The 24965-nt window shown below is 46.7% G+C and carries 21 protein-coding genes; 6 read left to right on the forward strand and 15 right to left on the reverse strand.

From position 1 onward, the window contains the following. Positions 1–155 precede the first annotated feature (155 nt). The 3 genes from modA to ABXR35_RS10060 all read left to right on the forward strand — a co-directional run bounded on the left by modA (position 156) and on the right by ABXR35_RS10060 (position 2854). Positions 156–1037, forward strand: a complete 882-nt coding sequence (modA, locus tag ABXR35_RS10050) for a molybdate ABC transporter substrate-binding protein (protein ID WP_367059008.1) — start codon at positions 156–158, stop codon at positions 1035–1037. Beyond that, the gene (gene modB, locus ABXR35_RS10055; RefSeq protein ID WP_367059011.1) at positions 1034–1711 is read left to right on the forward strand and encodes a molybdate ABC transporter permease subunit; all 678 of its coding nucleotides are present in this window, start codon (positions 1034–1036) and stop codon (positions 1709–1711) included. Before modA ends, modB begins: the two co-directional genes overlap by 4 nt. Before the next feature lie 285 nt (positions 1712–1996). Then, positions 1997–2854, forward strand: a complete 858-nt coding sequence (locus ABXR35_RS10060; protein WP_367059014.1) for a GNAT family N-acetyltransferase — start codon at positions 1997–1999, stop codon at positions 2852–2854. A 257-nt stretch (positions 2855–3111) separates the two neighbouring features. On the opposite strand, the gene ABXR35_RS10065 is transcribed toward ABXR35_RS10060, so the two are convergent. The 3 genes from ABXR35_RS10065 to ABXR35_RS10075 all read right to left on the reverse strand — a co-directional run bounded on the left by ABXR35_RS10065 (position 3112) and on the right by ABXR35_RS10075 (position 5264). Further along, the gene (locus ABXR35_RS10065; RefSeq protein WP_367059017.1) at positions 3112–3876 is read right to left on the reverse strand and encodes a hypothetical protein; all 765 of its coding nucleotides are present in this window, start codon (positions 3874–3876) and stop codon (positions 3112–3114) included. Between the two features lie 41 nt (positions 3877–3917). Further along, the gene (locus tag ABXR35_RS10070) at positions 3918–4370 is read right to left on the reverse strand and encodes a flavodoxin (RefSeq protein ID WP_367059020.1); all 453 of its coding nucleotides are present in this window, start codon (positions 4368–4370) and stop codon (positions 3918–3920) included. A 483-nt stretch (positions 4371–4853) separates the two neighbouring features. Continuing rightward, the gene (locus tag ABXR35_RS10075; protein WP_367059023.1) at positions 4854–5264 is read right to left on the reverse strand and encodes a hypothetical protein; all 411 of its coding nucleotides are present in this window, start codon (positions 5262–5264) and stop codon (positions 4854–4856) included. 455 nt (positions 5265–5719) lie between these two features. Here ABXR35_RS10075 and ABXR35_RS10080 point away from each other — a divergent pair, with 455 nt between their 5' ends. Together ABXR35_RS10080 and ABXR35_RS10085 are read left to right on the forward strand one after the other, a co-directional pair. Then, entirely contained in the window at positions 5720–6583 is an 864-nt protein-coding gene (locus ABXR35_RS10080; RefSeq protein WP_367059026.1) for a class I SAM-dependent methyltransferase, read from the forward strand. 5 nt (positions 6584–6588) lie between these two features. After that, positions 6589–7806 (forward strand): RluA family pseudouridine synthase, encoded by a 1218-nt coding sequence (locus ABXR35_RS10085; protein WP_367059029.1) that lies wholly within the window; start codon positions 6589–6591, stop codon positions 7804–7806. Between the two features lie 410 nt (positions 7807–8216). On the opposite strand, the gene gyrA is transcribed toward ABXR35_RS10085, so the two are convergent. The 6 genes from gyrA to ABXR35_RS10115 all read right to left on the reverse strand — a co-directional run bounded on the left by gyrA (position 8217) and on the right by ABXR35_RS10115 (position 17558). Further along, positions 8217–10685: a DNA gyrase subunit A gene (gene gyrA / locus ABXR35_RS10090; protein WP_367059032.1), complete on the reverse strand. Its 2469-nt coding sequence runs from the start codon at positions 10683–10685 to the stop codon at positions 8217–8219. A gap of 169 nt (positions 10686–10854) precedes the next feature. After that, the gene (gene parE, locus ABXR35_RS10095; protein WP_367059035.1) at positions 10855–12834 is read right to left on the reverse strand and encodes a DNA topoisomerase IV subunit B; all 1980 of its coding nucleotides are present in this window, start codon (positions 12832–12834) and stop codon (positions 10855–10857) included. 655 nt (positions 12835–13489) lie between these two features. Then, complete coding sequence (locus ABXR35_RS10100) at positions 13490–14479, reverse strand: ABC transporter permease (protein ID WP_367059038.1); 990 nt, start codon at positions 14477–14479, stop codon at positions 13490–13492. Then, entirely contained in the window at positions 14472–15374 is a 903-nt protein-coding gene (locus ABXR35_RS10105) for an ABC transporter ATP-binding protein (protein WP_436669361.1), read from the reverse strand. Before ABXR35_RS10105 ends, ABXR35_RS10100 begins: the two co-directional genes overlap by 8 nt. Positions 15375–15536: 162 nt before the next feature. Beyond that, positions 15537–16382, reverse strand: a complete 846-nt coding sequence (locus ABXR35_RS10110) for a GDSL-type esterase/lipase family protein (RefSeq protein WP_367059044.1) — start codon at positions 16380–16382, stop codon at positions 15537–15539. A gap of 291 nt (positions 16383–16673) precedes the next feature. Continuing rightward, positions 16674–17558, reverse strand: a complete 885-nt coding sequence (locus tag ABXR35_RS10115) for an SDR family oxidoreductase (RefSeq protein ID WP_367059047.1) — start codon at positions 17556–17558, stop codon at positions 16674–16676. 101 nt (positions 17559–17659) lie between these two features. Between ABXR35_RS10115 and ABXR35_RS10120 the strand changes: the two genes are divergently transcribed. After that, positions 17660–18061 (forward strand): MerR family transcriptional regulator, encoded by a 402-nt coding sequence (locus ABXR35_RS10120; RefSeq protein WP_367059050.1) that lies wholly within the window; start codon positions 17660–17662, stop codon positions 18059–18061. A gap of 141 nt (positions 18062–18202) precedes the next feature. On the opposite strand, the gene ABXR35_RS10125 is transcribed toward ABXR35_RS10120, so the two are convergent. The 6 genes from ABXR35_RS10125 to purT form a co-directional block, all read right to left on the reverse strand. After that, positions 18203–19939, reverse strand: a complete 1737-nt coding sequence (locus tag ABXR35_RS10125; protein ID WP_367059053.1) for a glycoside hydrolase family 13 protein — start codon at positions 19937–19939, stop codon at positions 18203–18205. A gap of 352 nt (positions 19940–20291) precedes the next feature. Beyond that, positions 20292–21005, reverse strand: a complete 714-nt coding sequence (locus ABXR35_RS10130; RefSeq protein ID WP_367059056.1) for a ComEA family DNA-binding protein — start codon at positions 21003–21005, stop codon at positions 20292–20294. A gap of 211 nt (positions 21006–21216) precedes the next feature. Further along, the gene (locus tag ABXR35_RS10135) at positions 21217–21606 is read right to left on the reverse strand and encodes a DUF1450 domain-containing protein (protein ID WP_367059059.1); all 390 of its coding nucleotides are present in this window, start codon (positions 21604–21606) and stop codon (positions 21217–21219) included. A gap of 240 nt (positions 21607–21846) precedes the next feature. Continuing rightward, positions 21847–22389: a CAP domain-containing protein gene (locus tag ABXR35_RS10140; protein WP_436669329.1), complete on the reverse strand. Its 543-nt coding sequence runs from the start codon at positions 22387–22389 to the stop codon at positions 21847–21849. 284 nt (positions 22390–22673) lie between these two features. Next, positions 22674–23129 carry a GNAT family N-acetyltransferase gene (locus tag ABXR35_RS10145; RefSeq protein ID WP_367059061.1) on the reverse strand — a complete coding sequence of 152 codons (456 nt, stop codon included), beginning with the start codon at positions 23127–23129 and terminating at the stop codon, positions 22674–22676. Beyond that, positions 23119–24306, reverse strand: a complete 1188-nt coding sequence (purT, locus tag ABXR35_RS10150; protein ID WP_367059064.1) for a formate-dependent phosphoribosylglycinamide formyltransferase — start codon at positions 24304–24306, stop codon at positions 23119–23121. The genes ABXR35_RS10145 and purT overlap by 11 nt, the downstream gene beginning before the upstream one ends. Between the last annotated feature and the right edge of the window lie 659 nt (positions 24307–24965).

Consider the following 24965-nt stretch of genomic DNA (forward strand, 5'->3'; position numbering starts at 1 on the left):
TCTTACCTGCGTATGTATCTTATTTCAATTCACAAAAATGATAATCAATCCACTTTAAATATAACTAGATATAATTAGTATTATCCTGTATGATTTAGTACGTATATTTTGCACGATACGGCGAAATAACATACCTTAGCTAAGGAGGATTTTACATGAATATACCATCTCACTCATCCCCTTCATCCCGTCGTCCAGCTGCGCGTCTGCGCATGACAGTGTTGATCATGCTGACCGCTCTGGCTGTAATACTCAGTGCCTGTTCTTCGATAGGCGGCACAAGCACAGATTCGTCATCGAAGGCAACAGGTACATCAAGCAGTTCAGCAGCGACAACCGAACTGACGATCTCCGCAGCAGCAAGCTTGACAGACAGCCTACAAGATATTCAAAAGGTATACGAATCCAAATATCCCAATGTAAAATTGACCTTTAACTTTGCCGCTTCCGGCACCCTGCAAAAGCAGATTGAACAAGGGGCTCCAGCTGACTTGTTTATCTCCGCAGGCAGCAAACAAATGCAAGCTCTAATCGACGAGAAGCTAGTGGACAAGGATCACGAGATCAATCTGCTCACCAATGCACTCGTTCTTGTCGTACCGAAGGACAGCACTACAACACCAGCAACGATCGAAGACTTGAGCGGCGATAGTATCAAGCGTTTGGCAATCGGTACGCCGGAATCCGTACCAGCTGGCATGTATGCCAAACAAGCACTAGAACAAGCCAAGCTGTGGGATAGCCTACAATCCAAACTTGTACAAACCAAAGACGTGAAACAAGTTCTTTCCTATGTCGAAACAGGCAATGCCGATGCAGGCTTTGTATACAAAACGGATGCGATGGAATCGGATGGTGTGAAAGTTGCTTTCACAGCGAGCGAGGATAGTCACGATCCTATCGTTTATCCAGCAGCCGTTCTGTCCGCTACTACGCACCGCGAAGATGCAGCGCAATTCTACGCTTATCTGCAAACCCAAGAAGCTCAGGCGATCTTTGCCAAATATGGCTTTACTAAGGCTGCTGCCACCTCATGAGTGAAGCATGGTCCTGGGAAAGCATCGGCTTCCCAGTCACACTTTCGCTGCAAATCGCCTGCTTTTCCAGTATCGCAGTATTCATTCTTTCGATTGCTGTCGCTATGCTCATGAGCAAATATTCGTTTCCCGGTAAAATTATTGTGGAAACGATCTTCATGCTACCGCTCGTATTACCCCCATCTGTCGTTGGTCTCCTGCTGCTTACCATCCTTGGACGGCGCAGTTGGATTGGACAAGCGGCAGAATGGCTAACTCATCAGCCAATCGTTTTTAGCGTAACTGGTGCGGTGATTGCAGCAACCGTTGTCGCCTTCCCGCTAGTGTACCAGACGCTCAAAACTGGCTTTGCCCTCGTCAATCGCGATGTGCTAGAGTCGGCACGTTCTCAAGGTGCTAGTGAACTGCAAGTGCTTCTGTATATGATTCTGCCGCTTGCTTGGCGTTCGCTAATCACTGGCTTTGTGCTCGGATTCGCGCGAGCGCTAGGTGAATTTGGCGCTACCCTAATGGTAGCAGGCAATATTCCCGGCAAAACGCAAACGCTGCCGACAGCGATTTATTTCGCTGTCGATGCAGGCAATATGCAGCTCGCTTGGAGCATGACAATCATTACGATTCTTATCTCCTTTATCCTACTATTACTAACCAGCAAAATTCGCGGCTCTGATTAAGGAGTCGCTTTTTGTTTGCCATGACTTGGATGTTCAAATATTTGGCAGTCAAACATTATTTTGAAAAATTTAATTGAGAATGCTATCATAAAGTATCACCTGTACTTCGTTTGTTCTTTTCCATCCCAATATCCATTTCGATTAGCTATGCAGTGTTACTTTCCTTCTTTTACATAGGCAATTCCATATTCCTAACATCGCTGTATTGTTCTACCCGTCCAATTTCAATAGATTTTACTATTCCTTTATACGTGCAGTTATCCATCGAAAAGAGGTTGTATATTCATGCTCAAGCTTCATCAGCTTTCCGATATTTCTGAATTGCAAACTATATGTGAAAAACACGATCATATTATGCTCAAGCTCAACTGGGATATGTTGAAAAATCGCGTTCCCAGCAGCCAAGAAGACTTTTTTGATTATGAAGATGGCGAATTGCGTTCCTTTTTGGCATTGTATCAATTTGGTGCCAAAATCGAAATCTGTGGCATGACACACCCAGATTACCGTCTTCAAGGTCGATTCAGTCGCTTATGGAAACAAGCCGTCGATAGCGGCTTGCTGGCAAATAAGGAGAAAGTACTGTTCAATGTACCGCAATCGTCTAAGGGCGGACAGCAGTGGGTAGCTTCAAGGCATACAGGTCTAAACAGTGTAGAATATACACTCAAGCTGGGCGATGATGTGAGCGGTCTAGGTATTGGCAGCACGGAAATCGTATCGCTGCGCCCGCTTACTCAGGAGGACGCGGAATTTTGGGCAAAGCTGGATGCGGAGGCATTTGGCATTTCGGAATTTCATACACTTGCTGCATTAGCTGGTCCACACCGCCCGTTATCACGCGCGATGCATGTGATTGAATATCAAGGTCTGGCTGCTGGCAAAATTGAAGTGGATCGCCAAGGTGAGCATAGCTGGATTTACGGCTTTGTGGTCGATCCGGCGCTACGGGGGCATGGGATTGGACGCAGTGCGCTGCGTCAGGTTGCATTGGATGAAAAGGGAAAAGGCAAGCAGGTATGGTTAGATGTAGTATCTGAAAATTCACGCGCACTGCATTTGTATGAATCGTGTGGATTTGTGCAACAGGATATTCAGGATTATTATGAATACGCATATGCAGCAACCCAAACAAATCGGTAATGCAACGACCGATCATGAAGGTCACTATACTAAGATAGGAACACAAAAAGCGTTTATCACAGCGATGGAGGTCCGGTCCACCGCTGGATAAACGCTTTTTGCAGAACTGCTGAACTTTCTGTACATGACTGGGACAGACGGTTCAACAGTCCTGTTTCCCTGTAACAGGGAAGGCCGTATGTTCTTGTATTGCGTATATATGTGAAAAGGCAAGTGGCATCAAAATGATGGGGGATTTTGATACCGTCCTCTTTCACCTAAGTGAGGCTCCATTTCGGAGCAAGGTATGCCGTACCGGCGTTACTTCTGCAATGTGTGCAGATCGTATGTCCGCCCGGCACGGCATGGCGGAGCAATTCCAGATAATCAATCGAACGACCATACTGTTCCGCTGACGGAATATGGTGGCTGACTGTACCTGCCGAAATGTTGAAGATCTCGATACGCTCCGGCATGCTGCCAAAGGCTGTCTGGCAAAACACAGTAGACAGATGAATAAACGCTTCTTCCAGATGGGGCTCATGCTCCCAGAAAAATTTCTGGACAATCAGGCTCTTGTGTCCGAATGGTACAACATCCGGTTGCGCTGTTGCCCAGGGAGTCTGCCATGCCGCCTGAAAAATCAACGATAATTCCGTACCCAGCTCAGGCACGATGACTTTTTGCTGTTCATACAGCATGACCGGATGCGGAGAATGCTGATGTTCGGCAAGCAATGTACCCAGATGGGCGATTACCGTGTCCTTGACCTCCCAGTAGTGGGCTTCACTTTCAAACCCGACTGGGCGGCGAGGCCAGCGAAAATCGACCAGCTTGCCGATATTGCTCACTTCTCGCATATCCGGGGAAAGGCTGTAATAGGCGTTAATTGCATGACCAATCGCGTACAGAACACGCTGCTTCCACGTCGGTTGCGAGGACGGGGAAGTCGGCTTTTGTCCGCCATAGGTTTGACGCAGCCAATCCTCCAGCTTGTAATCATGGAGCACGGGTGGCTCCGAATCTATCGTTTGTATACTCATTCTGTCGTTCACCTGCTTCCAGACAAGACTTTGCCGATTGATTAGACAACGCTGGCAACCGCGTTTACGAACTGTTTGCCGAAATTACGGCAGAGATCTTTGTCGTCCGCAGAAGGATTCAGTTCGATCTTCAGGTTATCCTGTACCAGCTCGGCACCGCGTTCTTTCAGTTTCTCTGACAGCAGATCAACCGCTGCGGCAAACTGGTCATACGCTGTGTCGCCACTGCCGAATACGGCAGCTTTTTTGCCAGACAGGTCCAGCTCGTCCATATCTTCGTAGAAATCGAGGAATTCATCCGGCAATTCGCCGTCGCCCCAGGTGTAGGCACCGAGGATCACTGCATCGTAGTCCAGCAAAATATCTGCGTCTACGTCCATCGATTGTTTTACATCCACTTCCGCGCCTGCGGATTGAACGCCTTCCACGATCAGGTCAGCCATCTCTTCGGTATTCCCGGTCAAGCTGGCAAACACAATTAAAAATTTCGGCATAGCCATCCTCCTGTATGCTTGTTTCTCTCGTCGGTTTCTCTGTGAACATCATAGTTGATAATGATTCTCATTGTCAACATTTAATTTGAATTTTTTATTTTCAGATTGATGTTGTGTATTTCTGCGAGTAGGTGAAATCCTTATAGCTAAGCGGTTTGTAGGCATTTTCATGTTGTGGAATTTATCTTTTATTTTATTGGTTTTCATTGAGAATAGGAGTGAGATTACGCTTGTATTTGTATAGCGATTCTCAGTATGGTGCTGTATTTCTTTGCTTGATCTCCATGCTCATTTTCCATTTTCACATCGTTAATCTTGAACTTATTATTGATCTTTATATACAAAAATACAAAAATACAAAATACAAAAAAAATGGAGCGATCCTCTATTGTGAAGATCGCTCCATTTATATTCTGGTAGTCTTTCGTTATTGTAGTGAATATCTATTGGTAGATCAGATGGTTGAATGATGAGAATGAACATTTAGAATGGCTCTGCCATCGACTTTTGCTCGGGTGACAATAAATCTTTGAACTCGTATACAAATTCGCCATGCTCGGCTATCAGCAGCCGCAATAAGCCCTTGCGCCGCATCTCTTCCAACACATAGCCAGCCTGCGCTAGCGTCAGTGGTGTAAGTAGACTCACATCTGCTGCTGTAAAGCGGTTGTCGCGTCCTGCGGCGATGCGTAATACTTGCCTCTCCATCCAATCCTGCTGCTTGCGCTTGGACGAATGCCAGAGTACATAACCGATTGCAGCTGGTATGATGCCCCACCATAATACGCCGATATGCTCCAGCGGGTCTGGCAATAACGTTTGCAAAAAGAGCAATGCCACAAAGCCCCCCACTCCCATCAACAGTAACGCAATCCGGCGATCTCCCTGTTGCATAATCCTCTCTCCTTTCGGATATCCAGATATGATAAAGGTTTGAATGAACGGCTATCAGTATGTGATGAGTACTGGTGTATGTGTAAACAAGTATACCGCTACTGAGCAATCACTTCCAGTTTTTACAGCCTTTGATTGCCTGAATCCTTTTGTCACACTTTTTACATAAAGGATACAAGCATGACTGTACATCAATTGGCTGCATCTGATCGATATGGGCACTTATAGTAGCATTCTTAGCAAAGTATCGTCATGATGGTAGCTTGTCACTCTTGTTTTACCTCAAAACAAAGCCGTTTTAACAACAACGACTATAGCGTGTGTGATGCGGTTGTTGTACAATGGAATGCGGTGAACCATGAAGGAACATTTGCGGCTTATGCTTGCACGTATACCCTATACTATGTATACCAATGATCCAATCGGTGAAAATTAAATATAAGGATGGTTAGACAATGTATATTGCAGATCAATGGAAAGATTATGAACTGATTGACACAGGTGACGGTGAGCGTCTGGAACGCTGGGGCGACATTTTGCTGCGTCGTCCTGATCCACAGATCATTTGGCCAAAAACAGGCAATGATCCGCGCTGGAGTCAAGTACACGGACATTACCACCGCAGCTCGTCAGGCGGCGGTGAATGGGAATGGAAACGCAAAATCCCAGAGCGCTGGGAGATGGCTTTTCAGGACTTGAAATTTCATATTAAACCGACGAACTTCAAGCATACTGGTCTGTTCCCAGAGCAGGCAGCCAACTGGGCATGGATGATGGACAAAATCCGCAATGCGGGACGTCCCATCTCCGTCCTGAATTTGTTTGCTTATACAGGTGGTGCAACGGTAGCCGCTTCATCCGCTGGCGCTGAAGTCGTTCACGTCGATGCTGCCAAAGGTATGGTTCAGTGGGCAAAGGAAAATCATCAGCTGTCCGGTATCGGCGATCGTCCGGTTCGTTTTATTACAGATGATGTGTTCAAATTCGTGCAACGCGAGCAGCGTCGTGGCAACAAATACGATGCGATCATTATGGACCCTCCATCGTACGGACGCGGTCCTGGCGGCGAAATGTGGAAGCTGGAGCAAAGTTTGTATCCATTCCTCGAATCGTGCATGAGCATCATGTCAGATGAGCCACTCTTCCTGCTGATTAACTCGTACACGACTGGACTAGCACCAACAGTATTGTCGAATATTTTGAATATGACATTGAAGCAGCGCTTTGGTGGACATATCTCTTCTGGTGAAATCGGACTGCCGATCACAAACTCGAATATGGTTCTGCCGTGCGGCATTCTCGGACGCTGGGAAAGCTGATTGCTATGAAATCACGCTCTTCTAGCTCCAAGCAAGGCTCCGGCTCTCGCAGCAAGCAGAACAAGCCGCATTCTAAAGCATCGTCCTTTGCGTCCATGAATGGCCGCAAGGGCAATGCAGCTGATAAAAAAGGAAACACTGCTTCGGAATCATCGTACAATGCACGTAAATCCGGCAGCGAATCAAAAATAGAATCGAGCGGGTCCCATACAGTCGGATCAAAACGTCATGGTATGGCGGGTAAAAAGCAACCGACTCGTCGCAGAAACGATGATGCTGCGCAGATTTCCGGTCCTCATTCCGCATCTACACCAAATCGGTATGCTGGGTCAAAAGGTAAGACAAAAAAATCCGTTCAGCCTTCACAGACGGATCGATCCACTGAGCGGCAGGATAATCTTCGAGAACTTCCAAACGGTTCTTTTCCACAACATGCTGAGCATGATGATCATATCGAAGCATCGGAGAGTACTTCTTCCCATGCCATATCCCGCTCAGTCAGCGTTCCTGTGCTGTATGAGGATAATCATGTGATCGGTGTTGTTAAACCCGTGAATATCCCTTCACAGGCGGACGATACGGGCGATGAAGATATGCTGACTCTGATCAAGCAGGATCTCAAAGAACGGCATCAAAAGGCTGGCAATGTATTCCTTGGGCTGGTGCATCGTCTGGATCGTCCGGTTGGCGGTGCTATGCTGTTCGCCAAAACCTCTAAAGGTGCTTCACGCCTGTCGGATTCAGTACGCAATGGACAGCTACTGAAGCGTTATGTAGCGGTACTGCGTGGTATTCCATCACGTCCCAAAGCAACACTACGGGATACACTGCTCAAAAATGCACGCACCAACACATCTGCTGTTGTCTCACCCGGTACATTAGGCGGCAAAGATGCGGTGCTGGATTACGAGGTATTGGCAACGCACACGCAATCTAATCTGTCGCTTGTGCTGATTACACTGCATACCGGTCGCTCCCATCAGATTCGGGTACAAATGTCGCATGCTGGTTATCCGCTATATGGCGACCAACGCTATGGGGTAAACGTGAACCGTCCGGGGGAACAGCTCGCACTCTGGTCAGTGCTAGCAGGTGCGCCACATCCAGTCAAAGACGAGATGATTCGCATTCTGTCTCTACCACCACGCGTGCGTCCTTGGAATAGCTGGGCGGACAGCTTGTATAAGCAACTGTCAGGGCGTTTGGAGCGCGAGCAGGATTGAGTGTATGGCTTTAACTTATAGGAAGTAGTTGTTGTTAAGGCGTTCTATGGATGATTATAAAAAGCTTTTCTCTTGTACTGAACTACCATTCGTATCTTGGATGTATCTGTCTGCTATCTTTTTAAAACAGATCAGGTATACCAAGATAGGATTGCGAGAGAGCACGGAGAAAAGCTTTTTTTGTTGGATTGGGCGTATGCGTTGGTGTGTATAGAAAAAGCCGTCTGAATTACATCTCAGACGGCTTTTTCGGTATGACTTGGGCTGCTTTATGCAGTTTTTATTGCTCTAGTGTATAGATTGCTTACAACATTTCAATATAGTGATGATAAGGCTCAGCTTGATTCTACAATCGGCAGAACATCCATTATTCACATGATACAGCTCAAGATACAGTTTACGAAATAGAATTAAGCTTGCCCTTTATCAGTTGCTGCCGATAAGTCTTCCAGTACGGCGATGATTACATCGTTTTTATCTAGCGTCACGATGGATTTACCGATATGGCGACGTTCGTCGGTTTGCAGTGCTTGTTTGCTGTTAAATGGAATCGTACGATTCGGCGGTGTAATGGCGATAAAGGAACGATTGTCGCGGCATACATAAGCAGCGATAATGGCATTGCCATTCGGTTTCACGCGTTTGCCTTCTTTCAATTCAAAGGTCGATACGCCTTTGCCACCACGGCTTTGGGTCTGGTATTGCAGCATGGACGTGCGTTTCGCATAACCGAGATCGGTCATTACGAGCAGCTGTCCATCCTCTTCTCCATCAATCCACAGCGCTTGAACCACAGCATCATCATCCACCAATTGAATCCCGCGAACACCAGTAGATACGCGTCCCATCAAACTGACTTCTTCTACACGGAAACGAATACTCATCCCGTTGCGAGTAATCAGCATCAGATCGCGCGCCTGTTCGCCGCGACTGACCGAGATCACTTCGTCACCTTCACCCAGCTTGCAGGCAGCAACCGCGCCGGAGCGCTTAGTAGCGTACTCCTTCAATTCGGTTCGTTTCACCTGACCTCGCTTGGTGACAAATACAAGACTGCCCTGCTCCTGATCCAGACTACGCACAGGAATAATATCGACGATCCGGTCTTCGCGAGTCATGGAAATGACGTTTACGATAGCCGTTCCGTTTTCTTTCCATTTGAAGTCTGGAATCTGGTGAACCGGCAGCAGGAAGTATTGACCGCGCTGCGTGAATACGAGCAGATTATCCAGCGTATTCACATCCATTACTTTGCGGATATAGTCATCTTCCTTCGCACCGGAGCCACCGCGTTCGCCGCCAGAGCGGGTAAACGAAAGCATGCTGGTACGCTTGATATAACCGTCGTTGGACAACGTAACCAGTACATCCTCAGAATTGACCATAACTTCCAGATTGACCTTCAGCTCTTCCACTTCATCGCGAATTTCGGAGCGACGGTTGATACCAAAGCGCTCATGGCTTTCCATCAATTCTTTTTTGATGACGCCAATCAGCTTTTTGTCGCTGTCAAGAATGGCTTGCAGCACCTTGATCTTTTTCTGAATATCGCTCAGTTCCTTCTCGACCTGATTGATCTCTAGATTCGTCAAACGGTACAGTTGCAGATTCAGAATCGCATCGGATTGGCGCTCGGTCAGACCGAACATCCATTGCAGATTTTGATGAGCATCCTGACGGTTTTTCGATGCTTTGATAGCAGCGATCACTTCGTCGAGAATATTCAGTGCTTTGGCGAGGCCTTCCAGTACATGCGCACGATTTTCCAGTTTGTCCAAATCGTAACGAGTACGGCGAGTGACCACTTCACGTTGATGGGCAATATATGCTTGCAAAATGCCTTTCAAGCCGAGTTGCTGCGGTGCTTTGTTGACGATAGCAACCATATTAAAGTTGTAGTTCACTTGCAAATCAGTCTTTTTGAGCAGGTAAGCTAAAATGCCTTCGGCATCAGCGTCCTTTTTCAATTCGACTACGATGCGCAGACCGTCGCGACCACTCTCGTCGCGCACTTCGGCGATGCCTTCTACTTTTTTCTCCAAACGGATATTTTCCATAGCGGTAACGAGACGCACTTTGACCACTTGATATGGAATCTCGGTGATTACAATTTGCTGCTTGCCGCCGCGCAGCGTTTCAATTTCGGTTTTGGAACGGACGTAAATACGACCTCTCCCAGTTTCATATGCTTCACGGATACCGCTTCCGCCCATAATAATACCACCCGTTGGGAAGTCCGGTCCTTTTACATAATTCATCAGCTCGTCTAGCTCCATCGCCGGATTCTCCATCAGGGCGACACAAGCGTCGATAACCTCACGCAAGCTATGCGGTGGAATCTCTGTTGCAAAACCAGATGAGATCCCGCTGACACCATTGACGAGTAGATTCGGATAACGTGCAGGCAGTACCATCGGCTCCTGCGTAGTGTTATCAAAATTATCCTTGAATTGCACAGTATTACGATCAATATCGCGTAAAATCTCCATCGCAATCGAGGACAGACGAGCTTCTGTATAACGCATCGCTGCTGCGGGATCATCATCTGGGGAACCCCAGTTGCCATGTCCATCCACCAGTGTATGCCCCATTTTCCAAGGCTGTGCCATCCGCACCATACCATCATAAATGGACGAATCACCGTGCGGGTGATAGTTACCCATCACGTCACCGACGGTTTTGGCGGATTTGCGATAGCCTTTTTCCGGTGTATTGCCGGATTCGTACATCGCGTACAAAATACGACGTTGTACGGGCTTCAGACCGTCGCGTACATCGGGAATTGCACGATCCTGAATAATGTATTTGGAATAACGACCGAAACGGTCACCGACGACTTCTTCTAGAAACGCCGGCATGTATTTTTCATTTGTAGACATTCACTCACCTTACCTTACCCTCCGATTACATCGGATTGTGATCAAATGCTCCGCCATGCAAAAAGGAATGAAAACCATCCACACAGGTGTCTCATTCCCAGTTGCAGCCGGCAGCTTTGTAGTTTGCCTATAGCTTATATTGAACATACCGCTCGTGGCGATTGTACGATTATTCGACGTATTCGGTAAAATCAACATTTTCGACGATCCAACGCTTACGTGGATCGACCTTATCGCCCATCAATGTGGATACGCGACGTTCCGCCTTAGCAGCATCCTCAATCTGAACTTGCAGCAATGTACGACTTTCTGGGTTCATCGTGGTTTCCCACAGTTGCTCTGGATTCATCTCGCCCAGTCCTTTGTACCGTTGCAATTCGACATTTTTGCCGAACTTTTTGAGCGATTTCTCCAGCTCTTCATCGGTCCAAACGTATTGCTCCTCGGTCTTTTTACCAGAACGCTGTGTAATTTTGTACAGCGGCGGCTGGGCGATATAGATACGCCCTTGATCGATCAGCGGCTTCATATAACGATAGAAGAACGTGAGCAGCAGCACTTGAATATGCGCTCCATCAGTATCGGCATCGGTCATGATAATGATTTTGGCATAATTGCTATCTTCAAAAGCAAATTCGGTGCCAATGCCAGCGCCGATTGCTGCGGTAATGGCACGATATTCCTCGTTTTTCATTACATCTGCCAGCTTCGCTTTTTCTGGATTCATCGGCTTCCCTTTTAGCGGCAAAATTGCCTGCGTTTTGGAATCGCGACCTTGCTTAGCAGAACCGCCCGCGGAATCACCCTCGACGATGAACAATTCGTTTTTGGAAAAGTCCTTCGATTGTGCTGGGCTAAGCTTGCCGTTCAGATTCGAGCTTTCGCTGCGTTTGCGACCGGTACGCATATCATCGCGCGCTTTGCGAGCCGCTTCACGTGCACGGGATGCCTGAACTGCCTTTTTGATCAGCTTTTGACCAACCTGCGGGTTTTCCTCCAGAAAACGCTGCATGTTCTCAGCTACCACTGCATCCACCGCGCCACGCGCGGACGAGCTTCCTAGCTGATCCTTCGTCTGACCGACAAATTCAACTTCCGCCATCTTGACGCTGATGACTGCCATCATACCTTCGCGCAGATCGCCGCCCTCAAGGTTTTTATCCTTTTCCTTAATCATGGCATTCTTACGAGCATAATCGTTCAGTACACGCGTATAGGCTGTTTTGAAGCCTGTTTCGTGTGTACCGCCGCCGCGTGTCGGAATTGAGTTTACAAAGGAAGCAATTGTCTCGGTATAGCCAGCATTGTACTGCATGGCAATCTCTACCTCGATATCATCACGCTCTGCATTGAAGTGAATCACATCATGCAGCACGTCCTTGCCTTCGTTCAAATACTCAACAAACTGACTGGCGCCGCCTTCGTAGTAAAAGCGATCTTCCTTATCATTCCGATCATCCTTGAGCAGAATCTCCAAACCAGAGTTCAGAAACGCGATCTCCTGCAAGCGCTCAGACAGTGTATCATAGTTCAGCGCAATACCGTTCTGGAATACACGAATATCTGGTTTAAAGGTAACTTTAGTACCAGTCACTTTGGTTTTACCAATGACTTCAAGTCCGCTCGTTGGCTCGCCTACATGCTCTTTGCCCTTTTTGTCCGTCCAGTATTCAAAGCGCTGACGGTGAATACTGCCGTCGCGATAAATCTCTACTTCCAGCCATTCGGACAAGGCATTCGTTACCGAAGCACCTACGCCGTGCAAACCGCCGGATTTCTTATATCCGCCGCCGCCGAATTTACCGCCAGCGTGCAAAATCGTAAAGACGACCTGCGGTGTCGGGATGCCACTTTTGTGCATGCCAGTCGGAATACCGCGGCCGTTATCGTATACGGTTACCGAACCGTCTTTATTGAGGCTAATTTCAATTTTGTTGCAATGTTTAGCAAGATGCTCGTCGACTGCATTGTCTACAATCTCCCAGACAAGGTGATGCAGTCCGGACGAACTTGTACTACCGATATACATCCCCGGACGCTTCCGTACGGCGACAAGCCCTTCGAGCACCTGAATGTCGTCAGCATCATACCCGGACGACTGCGGGTTCACGCCACGGGATGAAGTTGTTCTGGAATCGATCTCGACCATTCAAGGTCCCCCTTTGTTTATTTCAATATTGCTACGTGCTGTTTGACCTACGCTTTAGTAGTATACTGTTTCATCCGTAATTACGCCATACTAGCCGTATAATAAAGCCGCTATCTCATAATCACGGAACGCGTATCCGACAGAATGAACATCGGTTAAGCATATCATATCTACAATCCAAGCGCTCCATTTCATTTTATTTACAGAAAATGTAATATAGCCAAACGACGAATCCAATATGCAAACACGTGTTTGCATTTTCTTTATTTATTGTAATCTAAGCACTCGCTTTCGTAAAGCAAATATTACAATTCTTTACCGACAGAATCATTTGTCTGCCTATTCCACAACAAAATCGCCATCATGACTTTACGTGCTGCTGATATAAGCGTTCTCCTTTACAGCAAGCGCTGATATACATATACACTGTTTATGGGATCGTGATATCTCTTTTCTCGGCAAGTCTGTAAAAAATATAAATCGTTTTCATGCTATCTTCGTATATTCGTATGAACATTTGGTGTCCTCCTGATACATGCCGCTGCTTAATTAACGATTTTAGCTGCTTCAGGGAATCTATTGCCATACAACAAGCCTGTTTGCTGACACGTTGCATGTGCCAACAAACAGGCTAATGATCATTCCTACTATAAATTTAGTTCAATACATCCCGTTTTGTAAATACGGTAAAGGAGATTACCAATGAAACGGCCGCCCAAATGCCGAGTACAGCAAGCGAAAATGGTAAGGTCATTCCTTCAATAGGAGCTGGGCTACCGGATAGATAATCCGTCAATCCGAGATTGACCATAAACAAATATTTGGCACTGCTCCACGATGCTGCCATATTGGTTAGGATCGTCCCCGCAATCAATGCTGCCATCATAATGACAATACTCGCCGCCGTACTACGGACCAGCACAGACACCATAAATGCTAGCAAGCCAACCGTCAGACCGACAAACCAGATCAATCCCAGCTGCATCAGAATGAATTGCCATTGATCTACCGCATGTACTGTATCCATATTCACTCCGGTATCGCTCGGCTGGAATCCCGTAAATACTGGTATCGTAAACCCAGAATAACCGAACGCCAGCCCCGATATCCCATAACAAATAATAAATGTAGATACCACAATTAGCGATGTAAACATAACGAGTGTAATGATCTTGCTGAGCAGAATTTTCCACCTGCGTACAGGTCTGGTCAGCAGCATCTTGATCGTGCCGCCGGTTCGCTCACCAGATACTAGATCGGATGCGATGGTCATGATTAGCAGCGGTATAAACAAGCTGCTAGAGTTATCGAGAAACTCACGGGTAAAGGTTACGCCGCCCGGTTCATTCGGATTGACGTCATTTTGTAAATAATACTGCATCTGCTGGATAAAGATTCGACGATACTTTTTCCATTCTTCCGGCACACGGTCGCTGCCAAGTGAATTCTGATTATCGGTAATCGCCTGTTGTAGCTCTGTGCGCCAATCGTCACCGAATTTCTGTCGGTTCTCCTGAGCTTCGCGCATGGACGCGTAGGTGAACATCGGTACCAGAACGAGCAGCACAAGCAGTACAACATAGAATCTTTTTTTCTTAATAATCTTGATCGTTTCGTTCTGTACGAGCGGCCAGATGCTATTCAATCGTCTCACCTTCCGTTATGCCGAGGAACAGCTGCTCCAGGGTGGGATTTAGTTTGCGTACATTGTTCACGGCAATACCGGCTTGTACCAGCGCTTGAATGGTCGGCGCGATACGTTCTTCGGGGGTACGGGTAATGATGCTACCGGATGTGAGCGAAGCGGCGGTATCGTTATCCAGATGTGCTTCGTTGGGATCAAGAACGGTAATATCAGGCAGCGATTGCAGCAATGCTGTTGCCTGTTCCGTTGGTTCCAGCTCCCAGATCACCAGATGCTCCTTGTCCTCAACCAATTCGCTGACACTGCCGACAGCAATAACGCGTCCACTGCCGACGATGGCGACGCGGTCGCACAGCAATTGAATCTCGCTCAGCAGATGACTGGACACGAAAACTGCCATCCCTTGCGCCGCTAGCTCGCGGATAAACAAACGCATATCCCGAATCCCTTTCGGATCAAGCCCGTTCGTCGGCTCATCCAAAATCAGCAACCGCGGACGTCCAAGCAATGCCTGCGCGATTCCGAGTCGCTGACGCATCCCTAGCGAGTATTTGCTTACTTTATCGTGAATACGCTCGTCCAAGCGTACAATTTGCGTCACTTCCATAATGCGTGCTTCATCTACACCGGGCTGCATGCGGGCAAAATGCTGCAAATTTTCCCACCCGGTCAGATACGGATACATTTCTGGATTCTCTACAATAGAGCCGACATAGGCAAGCGCCTTTTCCGGTTCACGGGTGACATCGTAGCCGCAGATTGTAATTTTCCCTTCGGTCGGTCGGATCAGGTTGACCAGCATACGGATGGTAGTCGTTTTGCCTGCACCGTTCGGTCCGAGAAAGCCAAAGATTTCACCGGCTCGCACGTTGAAGGTAACATCCTTGATGATCATGCGCTTGCCGATTTTCTTTTTGACATGTTCAGCTGCGAGCACAATGTCTGGTTCTTTTGGCAATGTGGAGGTAACGATATTCAATGTACTGGAAGAGTAATTGGATCGCTTGTTGTTCATGCAATACGGCTCCTTTCTATGACAAAAATGAGAGTGGGATTACTATTGCAGACTTTGAACGATCCGGGTGGCAATCTGCTCATATCCGTCTCCGTTCGGGTGAAAATGGTCGGATGACAGGTAGCGCGACAGATTATTTTGGAACAGATCAAACGTTGGAATTAGCATCATGTGCGGCTGTTCATTTATTATGCCCATCACGGACGTATTCCAAGCCGTTACCGCTTCATTGGCAGGTACGCGAAGTTCTTTGAGATCGCCAAATGGATTGTACAATCCGAGATATATAATTTGCGCGTCTGGATTGATCTCGGCGATTTTATTCAAGATTTTCTGCAAACGGGCTGCCGTTTCTGGTTCTGCCTTCAGTAGCTGTGTGGCACTAGGCGCTTGCTGCTCCAGATTGCCAAGCGCTTCGCCGCCGTTGAACAGATCGTTGGCACCAATTGATAGCATGATCAGATTCGCCTGCTTCAGCGTATGCTGCACACCCGCTTGATTCAATGAGGATAAAATAGCAGTTGTTTTTTGCCCATTGATGCCTAGATTAGCAACTAGCTTGGCTTCGGTTCCCTGCTGCTGAAGCAGGCTAACCGTACGACGAACAAAGCCGCTACCGGCATCATCGCCCGTACCTTTTGCTAGCGAATCTCCTAGCGCCACAATGCGTACGCCTTCTGATAAGGAAGGAACCGTTGTTTGAGCAGTATCGGTTGCTTGAGAGTCAGCGGTACTATCCTGTCCGCTGCCGGATGTATACGTGCTGCCAACCGGATGCACCACATCGTTGATCGCATACACAAATCCGCCGATCAGCAACAATGTGGCAAGAATGGAGGCAATGCTCGTGATCCTCCAGATGGATGCAGATGAAGAATTGGGCTTCATAGACGAACCTCCAGCTAGTCATTTGAAAATAAGAATGGTACACGACAGTCTGTAATGGTTGCATATGCAACCGTGTGTCTTCTTCATTATATACAAGGATACATGCAACTTCCAAATATGCAGACACTATCTTTTATATACGACAAACATGCTTTCCCCGTAGCAAAAGCGGCATAGTGCCTGCCGTTATCTTTTACCCGGAGAAAGCATGTCGGTATCAGTGTATGAAAAATGCCTGTATAACGATTACCCGCCTACACAAACTGAGTATTCCAATTCTTACATGCTCACTTAGCGATTGAAATAATGCCCTTCTTCCAGATCCTCTAGCAATCCTTGATGCACTGGTTTCCAATGTAGCCATTGTTGCGTTAGATCGCTAGAGATTGGTGTATCCGCCGATGCCGCAAAGTTGATCCAGCCAAAATGCTCCTTCGCTTGTTCCGCCGTAATACTTTTCACTGGCACATTCAGATGACGACCGATTACTCCGGCAATTATTTTGAACTCGATACTACTTTCGCCAACTCCATGAAATGTAGAACCGGCTGCTGCCTGCTCAATCGCTTTGCGGAATAAGACCGCTGCATCCTGACGATGCACTGCTGGCCAGCGATTACTGCCGTCGCCCACATAAGCAGAAAAACCTTTTTCGCGTGCAAGCTGTATCAGCGTATACATGAAGCCAAAATCGTCTTCTCCATGCACGGTCGGTGCCAGACGTACAACGGAAGCATGAACACCACGCTGGAACAATTCTTCGGCTGCGGCTTCGGAATGACGCGTGGAATGCTCTGAAGAACGATCTTCCTCGGTTCCTACTTTACCTGATGCCAACATCAGTGTGCCTGATGTCGACAAGATGCGTTTATCGGTACCTTCCAGTTCGCTACCCATCGCGAGAATCGCCTGACGATCCACTTCTGCCGATGCCACAAAATTAGAAAAATCATGAATAAAGCCGAGATGGATAATGCCATCTGCTGCCCTTGCTGCTTCTCGCAAGCTGTCAGTATCCTCCAATGAACCGCGATGTACGTGTACGCCTGCGTCTTTTAACTTTTGTTCCGCTGCGTCTGACCGTGCCAATCCGGTGACATGATGTCCTGCTTGTAGCAACTCCTGTATCACTGCTGTACCAACAAATCCAGTTGCTCCTGTTACAAATACTTTCATATAAAAGCCCTCCCTGAAGTGATCTGAATACTTACAAACACAGCATAAAGTATAGAGTTCACTCTATAGCAATAGGGGAATTGAGCGTTTATAATAAAAGTATGAAAACTACATTCTCAAGTAAAGAAGTCGCTGCCGAAACTGGTTTGAGTGTACATACATTGCGCTATTACGAACAGCTGGGATTGATTCAAGGTGTCCAGCGCGATGATAACGGCTATCGTCAATACACCGAATCGGATATCAAATGGTTTCAAGTCATTCGTTATTTCCGCGATATGGGATTACCGATCAAGGAAATGCAGGAATTCCAGTCTATGCCCAAAAACATCCCCGGCTCCGCTACTGCCCGTCGCGAATTTATGGAAGCTTACCGGATCAAGGTCATTGAGCAAATGGCAGAACTACAAGACACACTGGAAAGAGTCGATGGTAAAATCGAATTTTTCAAAAATCTAGAAAGGAAAGAACAACAGCAACCTTCTTCTTCATCTATCCGCTAATTGTATGAAGAAACTAGACACTAAGCGGCACCATGTATTTGTATGTGATGCTACTCACTCATGCGAATGGAGCTAGCATGCACAATGTATAATCATAGTTTGATTGCTCGCAAACCTGATCACAGTCTAGCTTTTCAATGACTACTGCCATAGATACACTCTCGCTTCATACGGTTCCAGCTGCAAGGAACGGAGATCATGCTCTTTTGCTTCTTCAGCGCGCTCGCGTCCATGATCTCCGCCATAATTGCTGATTAATAGCTCCGGTTCACTATAGGATACAGTCTCATCCAATGTAAAGGACTGTGCCTGAGCGGTAAAATTCAGTACGACCAGTAGCTTCTTGCCTTCATACGAGCGAATATAAGCAAACAACTGCTCATCCTCCGGCTGTAGCACGGTATAAACGCCATACACGATAATATCATGCTGTCCACGCAGCTCAATCAAGCGACGATAATAATGGAAAATGGAATCAGGATCAGCCAATGCCTCCTCCACATGAATCTCGCGATGATTCGGATTGATCGCCAGCCACGGCGTACCCGTTGTAAAACCAGCGTTTTCCGTGTCGTTCCACTGCATCGGTGTGCGAGCATTATCACGACTTTTTACATAAATCGATTCCATAATCTTCTGATGATCCACCCCGGCGGCGCTGTATTCCTTGTACATATTCAAGGTTTCGATGTCCTTGTAATCATTAATCGATGGCAGCTTCACATTGGTCATACCGATCTCTTCGCCTTGGTAAATGTAAGGTGTGCCTTGAAGCGTATGCAGCAGAGTACCCAGCATTTTGGCAGATGGTTTACGATACGTTGTATCATTGCCAAAGCGTGATACCATACGCGCCTGATCATGATTGTTTAAATAATTACTATTCCAGCCTTTGCCATGCAGCAGCGTCTGCCATTCGGTAATAATGCGTTTGATCTCACTAAGCTGCCACGGACGCAAATCCCATTTGCCCCCCGGTCCTGCATCGACGCGCATCAATTCAAAATGGAACACCATGTTTAGCTCATGCCGATCCTCCTGCACATACAGCGCGCCATCCTGCGGCGTTACATTTACCGTTTCCCCTACAGTCATAATGTCGTATTTGGATAATACCTTCTCGTTCATCTCCTGCAAATACTCATGCACTCGCGGTCCATTGACGAAATGCTGCCCGCCAAAATGATATTGCGATGGTCCATCCGGTTCGCTGGTGCCCATTTCCGCGATACCGTCACGTGCATTCGGCAATCGTGGGTCTTTGGAGATCAGATTAATGACGTCCATACGGAAGCCGTCGATGCCTTTATCCAGCCACCACGTCATCATTTTGTATACTTCCTCGCGTACCGTCGGATTCTCCCAATTGAGATCTGGCTGTTTTTCAGAAAATAAGTGCAAATAATACTCATCTGTTGCTTCATCGTGCTTCCATGCCGAACCGCTAAAAAAGGACGCCCAGTCATTCGGTTCGCGCCCATCCTTACCCGGTCGCCATATGTAATAATCCCGATAATGATTGTCTTTGGACTGACGCGATTCCGCGAACCAAGCATGCTCATCCGAGCTGTGATTGACCACCAGATCCATAATCAACTTCATTCCACGCTGATGTAACCCTTCCAGCAGCTGCTCCCAATCATTCATCGTGCCGAATTCGTCCATAATATCCTGATAATTGCTAATATCATATCCATTATCGTCATTTGGCGATTGATACACTGGGCAGAGCCAGATGACATGCACACCCAGCTGGTGTAAATAGTCGAGCTTGCTAATAATCCCCGGAATATCACCAATCCCATCCCCATTGCTATCCATAAAGCTACGCGGATAAATCTGGTACACAACGCTTTCTTTCCACCATGTCTTATTCAACGAACATCCACCCTTTCTGTTTGGAAATAGCTTTCTTATTATTTCCCCAACGATCCGAGCATGAAGCACATAAACAAATTGGAATACTGCACAGCTAGTACACTCTATATGTTCTATATCTAGGCGCTCTATGTTCTTTTGATGACATTGGTTAGCATGATGGACTACACATCGCTATGCAAAACGGACATATAAAAAGCCAGCTCCATATATAGAACATAGAGCTGACTTGGATCAAAACTGATTTCTTTTTTGTTGTGAAGTACTGATCTTAATACTTTGAAATAGTTATCTTACTATCGAATGTAGGTGAAATTGCGCAATGTATAAGCTATATACTGCCCATGGTGGGTTAGCGATAGGACGAAGAATGGAATTGCAAATGAGGCTCCAATCGTTCCACCAAATGAAGCGGAAGATTCAACTCCTGTGCAAAGTGCTGCATAGAGTCAAACTGCCCAATCTCATTGCGTTTCGCTATAATTGTCTGTGCTAGAATCGTCCCAATCTGTGGCATAGCTGCCAATTGTGCTTCTGTTGCCGTATTGATATGCAGACGTGTATCTTTGTACAAATGAATACCACCTGCTGGAGCAGCGTACGCAGGACTATTCGCTTCTGAACTCCACGTTTTATTTATAGGCTGCTGAAGATCACGATAGGGGTCATAGGGATCGTTTGGCTGACTATCTTGCGTATTGGAATACGTAGGCGAAGGATATTGCTGCTGCAACTGGTAGCGTCGTTCATCCTCCCGAATCGCTAGTAATCTTAGAAAAACAGGGCGAATTCGTGCTGCACCGATGATAGATACAATCCACATCACCATATCAGTAACCATGATGATATTGATATAAGTGTCACTCTGTCCACTCATGTTAAATGGAAAGAACAGACAAACAAAAAAATAAAACACAGCATATATAACCCATTTAAACTTTCTAACTTTTAATCCTGCGTATAGAAATGCGATAAATGATACAAAACCGAATGGAACGAATACAAAAATCATCCACCAGCTTTGCAGTATTTCCCATTTCAATGAGCGATTCGTATACTGGATCACCGTGCGGCGCCTCCTCTATGTATGAAATTGTGTTGTTGCTATATTCCTTACTATCGTCCAAATGGAAGATTGTGTTTAGCCTTGAGTCGATTCGCATGTTTTCATATGGAGAGCATATCGCACCAGAGCAAACAAAAAGCTCACCGCACCTATCGGTTTGGCAAGCCTTTATTATAATCATGTAACAACTGTGTAGCAATGATAAAATGAGCTATCCAGCAAGCTTATTACGCTTTTTGTCTTTGATCTTGTTCTTTTGTTTTTCTTTATTCTTTGGTTTAGTGTTCTTATCTTTTTTATTCTTTTTTGCCTTCTTGTCTGCTTTGTTCTTCTTTTTGGTAGTATGCGATGTATCCTCGTTTTTGGATGGTTCGTCCTGTTTACGAATGAGCAGACTCAGCTGCTCATATAGCTGTTCCGGTGTGTCGGCGCAAATCAGCTTTTTGCCAACTTTGACAAATGGCTGACGGCGGCAGATTTTGCATTCTTTTAGACATCCTTTACGTTGCTGCTTCACATCGGGATACTCACGCGCAATATCGGCATGAACCTGTTTGGTACCGAGCTTGTCGTTTTTAGGACAGTATTGGATTGTTTTCATAAGTATGCTCCCCCATCGGGCATATGGTGTATAGCTGTAAATGTATCTTCATGGTAGGGAGCAGCGTGTACAATGTCAAGCGAAGCCTGTAGAAAGACACAAATAAGCAGGGCGCAATCCATATCCCATGATACGGATTGCGCCCTGCTGACGACGTGATTACAGTCTATGTTGTGTAACGACTGCTATTCGTATTTCGACTTACCTGTATCTCAACTTGCCTCTATTTTGATGATCCTTTTATTTACGGATAAATTCCTGTACCCATACGCCATTTTTCAGACCGACACCGATCTGGGTATAGTTTTTATTCAAAATATTCGCTTTATGCCCGGGGCTGTTCATCCAATCGTTCATCACTTCCGCAGCCGATGATTGACCTTTGGCAATATTCTCGCCTGCATACGTATACGTAATCCCATAGGTTTTCATCATTTTGAATGGTGTACCGTACGTAGGTGAAGTATGGTCAAAATAACCGTTTTTCGCCATATCGTTCGCTTTCACCTGCGCTACCTTTTGCAGATTGGCATTTACACTAAGCGGCTTTAAGCCAGCATTGGAACGCTGTTGATTGACCAGCTTGATCACTTTGAGAATAGCGGCGTCATTCGTACTGTCGGCAGATGCCATTTGAATGGTAGCCAGATTCGTATTGGATATTGCAGCAGTGGCTGCAGCATTCGCGGAAGGTTGAATAGCAAATGTAGCTGTACCTGCCAAGACGGCAGCAGCGGTTGTTGTCATCATCATACGTTTGATAGCAAGCTTGATGGATACCATAATTGGGTACACTCCTCCTGTGCGCAAGGGATTATTTTCGATTGCGCCCTGTATTTTATCATCGGCGCGAGAGCGTTATCAAATGTAGAGGAAGATGGTCCCATTCTGGTATGAACAACGACTTATTTAGCTAGTCACCATATATTCCCTGACTGGTTAGCGAGAAATAGTTACAATTTTGTAAAGAGTATATTCTACTGGGTCCTTGTCATCATACTGTTCCATATAAAAAAGGCGATTCCCCTTGAATCGGGAAACCGCCTTTGATTGATGTACAGCCGTGTTTACATGGATTTGATAAAATTGCAGCCAATCTTCTCATAGCCCATATGCTGGTAAAACGAGCAGGAGGACAAACGCTCATCGCGATTCATACCCGTTACGAATACCGAACGGTCGCCTGCTTCACGAGCCTGCTGTTCCGCTGCGGTAATCAGTTCGCGACCGATTCCGCGTCCGCGATGCGATTCCGCAATCACCAGACCGGTAATCTGCGACGTCTGTTGTCCTGTATCATACGATGTTTTGCGATACAGGGCGATCATGCCCACCACTTGATCATTCCGTTCTGCTACCAGCGTCAAAAACTGGGATTTGCCTTCCAACGCTTCCATCCGGTCGCGCAGTACACTTTCCGTCATCGGGTAACGAAGTTCGCGCATCAGTGAAGTGAGCGCCTGAACATCCTTACTTTCAAACTTACGGACCTTTGCAACTGGCAATAAAACATTAGTCGACATGTACATACTCCTCTTTTAGCAGAGCCGCCGCCTGCACGGCGCGCTTCCGCGCGATTTCCACACTTTCGTCAGCACTGAGCGCTACCGCCATTCGACGTCCCGGCTTGGTGTCCGGTTTGCCGAATACTCGGACCTGCGTACGCGGCAGCTTCAATGCCTCTTCCAGTCCGCCAACAACATAATCGGTTGATGCCTGTGTTGCTTTCAGTGTTGCCGATGCGCCCGGTGTGAGCAGATGAACCCCCGGAATCTCGAAGCCGAGAATTGCTCTAACATGCAGAGCAAATTCGGACAGATCCTGAGTAACCATCGTGACCATACCAGTATCATGCGGACGCGGCGAAACTTCGCTGAAAATCACGCCCTCCTTGGACAAAAACAGCTCCACTCCGAACAATCCGTACCCACTCAGATGTTCCGTAATGGTGCCGGCAATATGCTGTGCCTGCTCCAGCTGCTCCGCAGTCATGTGATGCGGCTGCCAAGATTCCACATAATCACCGTCACGCTGAATGTGTCCAATTGGTGGACAGAACAACGTGCCGGATGCTGAACGCACCGTCAGCAGTGTAATTTCACTTTCAAAATGAACGAAAGCCTCGACGATAACCCGCACGGACTTGCCGCGCGCGCCCTCTAGCGCAATATTCCAGCAGGATTCTGCATCTTCTGGTGTACGGCAGACGCTCTGCCCTTTGCCAGAGGAACTCATCAATGGCTTCACCACGCAGGGAGTGCCTAGTACAGCAACCGCTTCTTGCAGCTGCTCCAGATTGTCCGCAAACCGGTACGCAGCGGTTGGCAATCCCAATGTCTCGGATGCCAGACGGCGTATCCCCTCACGGTCCATGGTCAGTCTAGCGGCAGTCGCGGTAGGAATCACATGATAGCCTTCCTGTTCCAGTTCTACCAGTACGTCTGTGGCAATAGCTTCAATTTCAGGTACGATATAATCCGGTTGCTCCAATTCGATCACCCGGCGCAGTTCTTGCCCATCGAGCATGTCAATCACATGATAACGATGCGCCACCTGCATAGCCGGTGCTTCCGGGTAGCGGTCGACAGCGATACATTCCACTCCGAGCCGCTGTGCTTCGATAACAACTTCCTTGCCAAGTTCTCCACTACCAAGCATCAGAATCTTTTTGGCATGGCGAGAATTTGGTGCCCCCCACATGATAAACAGCACTCCCTTGTTCCGTTTTTTACACTGCTACAGATTGTGCTTTTCTCCTGTCGACGAACACATTGTAAAATTTCCGACGAAAAGATTTATAAACTTTACAATATGTTGACACTCTTATTTTCTTACCTTCCAAGTTAGATTGCAACCCAAAACCTTTAAATTTTTTGACAAAAATCGAATTTCTTTAGTTGGGAACGGTTACAATTGCGAAATTTGTCAAAAGTTGCGGATGAAGGGGATGGTGCGGATTGGCAACATCCACTTCGGAAAGGAATAAGGGAACGGCTCCGGTGGAGATGGAAGAATCTATCGAATGGGAGGTACTTGTAGATTCTCCCATCTCCAAAGTCGCCTTTTCCCTTATTTCCTTTCCTCCGTTCCGTGCGTATTGCAACAGTACCGCATCCTTAGGGAAGTAGTAAGAAAAAGATTTAAAGATATAATCTTAAGAGATTGCTAGTTTTGGTTTTTGAATAGCTGGATTCAACAAGTGAAGGTTTTAGAATATATCGTAGGTTTGAGTTGTATGTATTCATGATAAAAAGCCACTATATTTTAGCTTGTTGGGCTGTAACCCTAAGCTATGAATATAGTGGCGAAGTTAATAAGTATAGTTATATTTTGTGTAAGGTAGGAGGGATTATATAGGT

It is taken from the genome of Paenibacillus sp. JQZ6Y-1 (assembly GCF_040719145.1).
GTDB classification, from domain to species: domain Bacteria; phylum Bacillota; class Bacilli; order Paenibacillales; family Paenibacillaceae; genus Saccharibacillus; species Saccharibacillus kandeliae.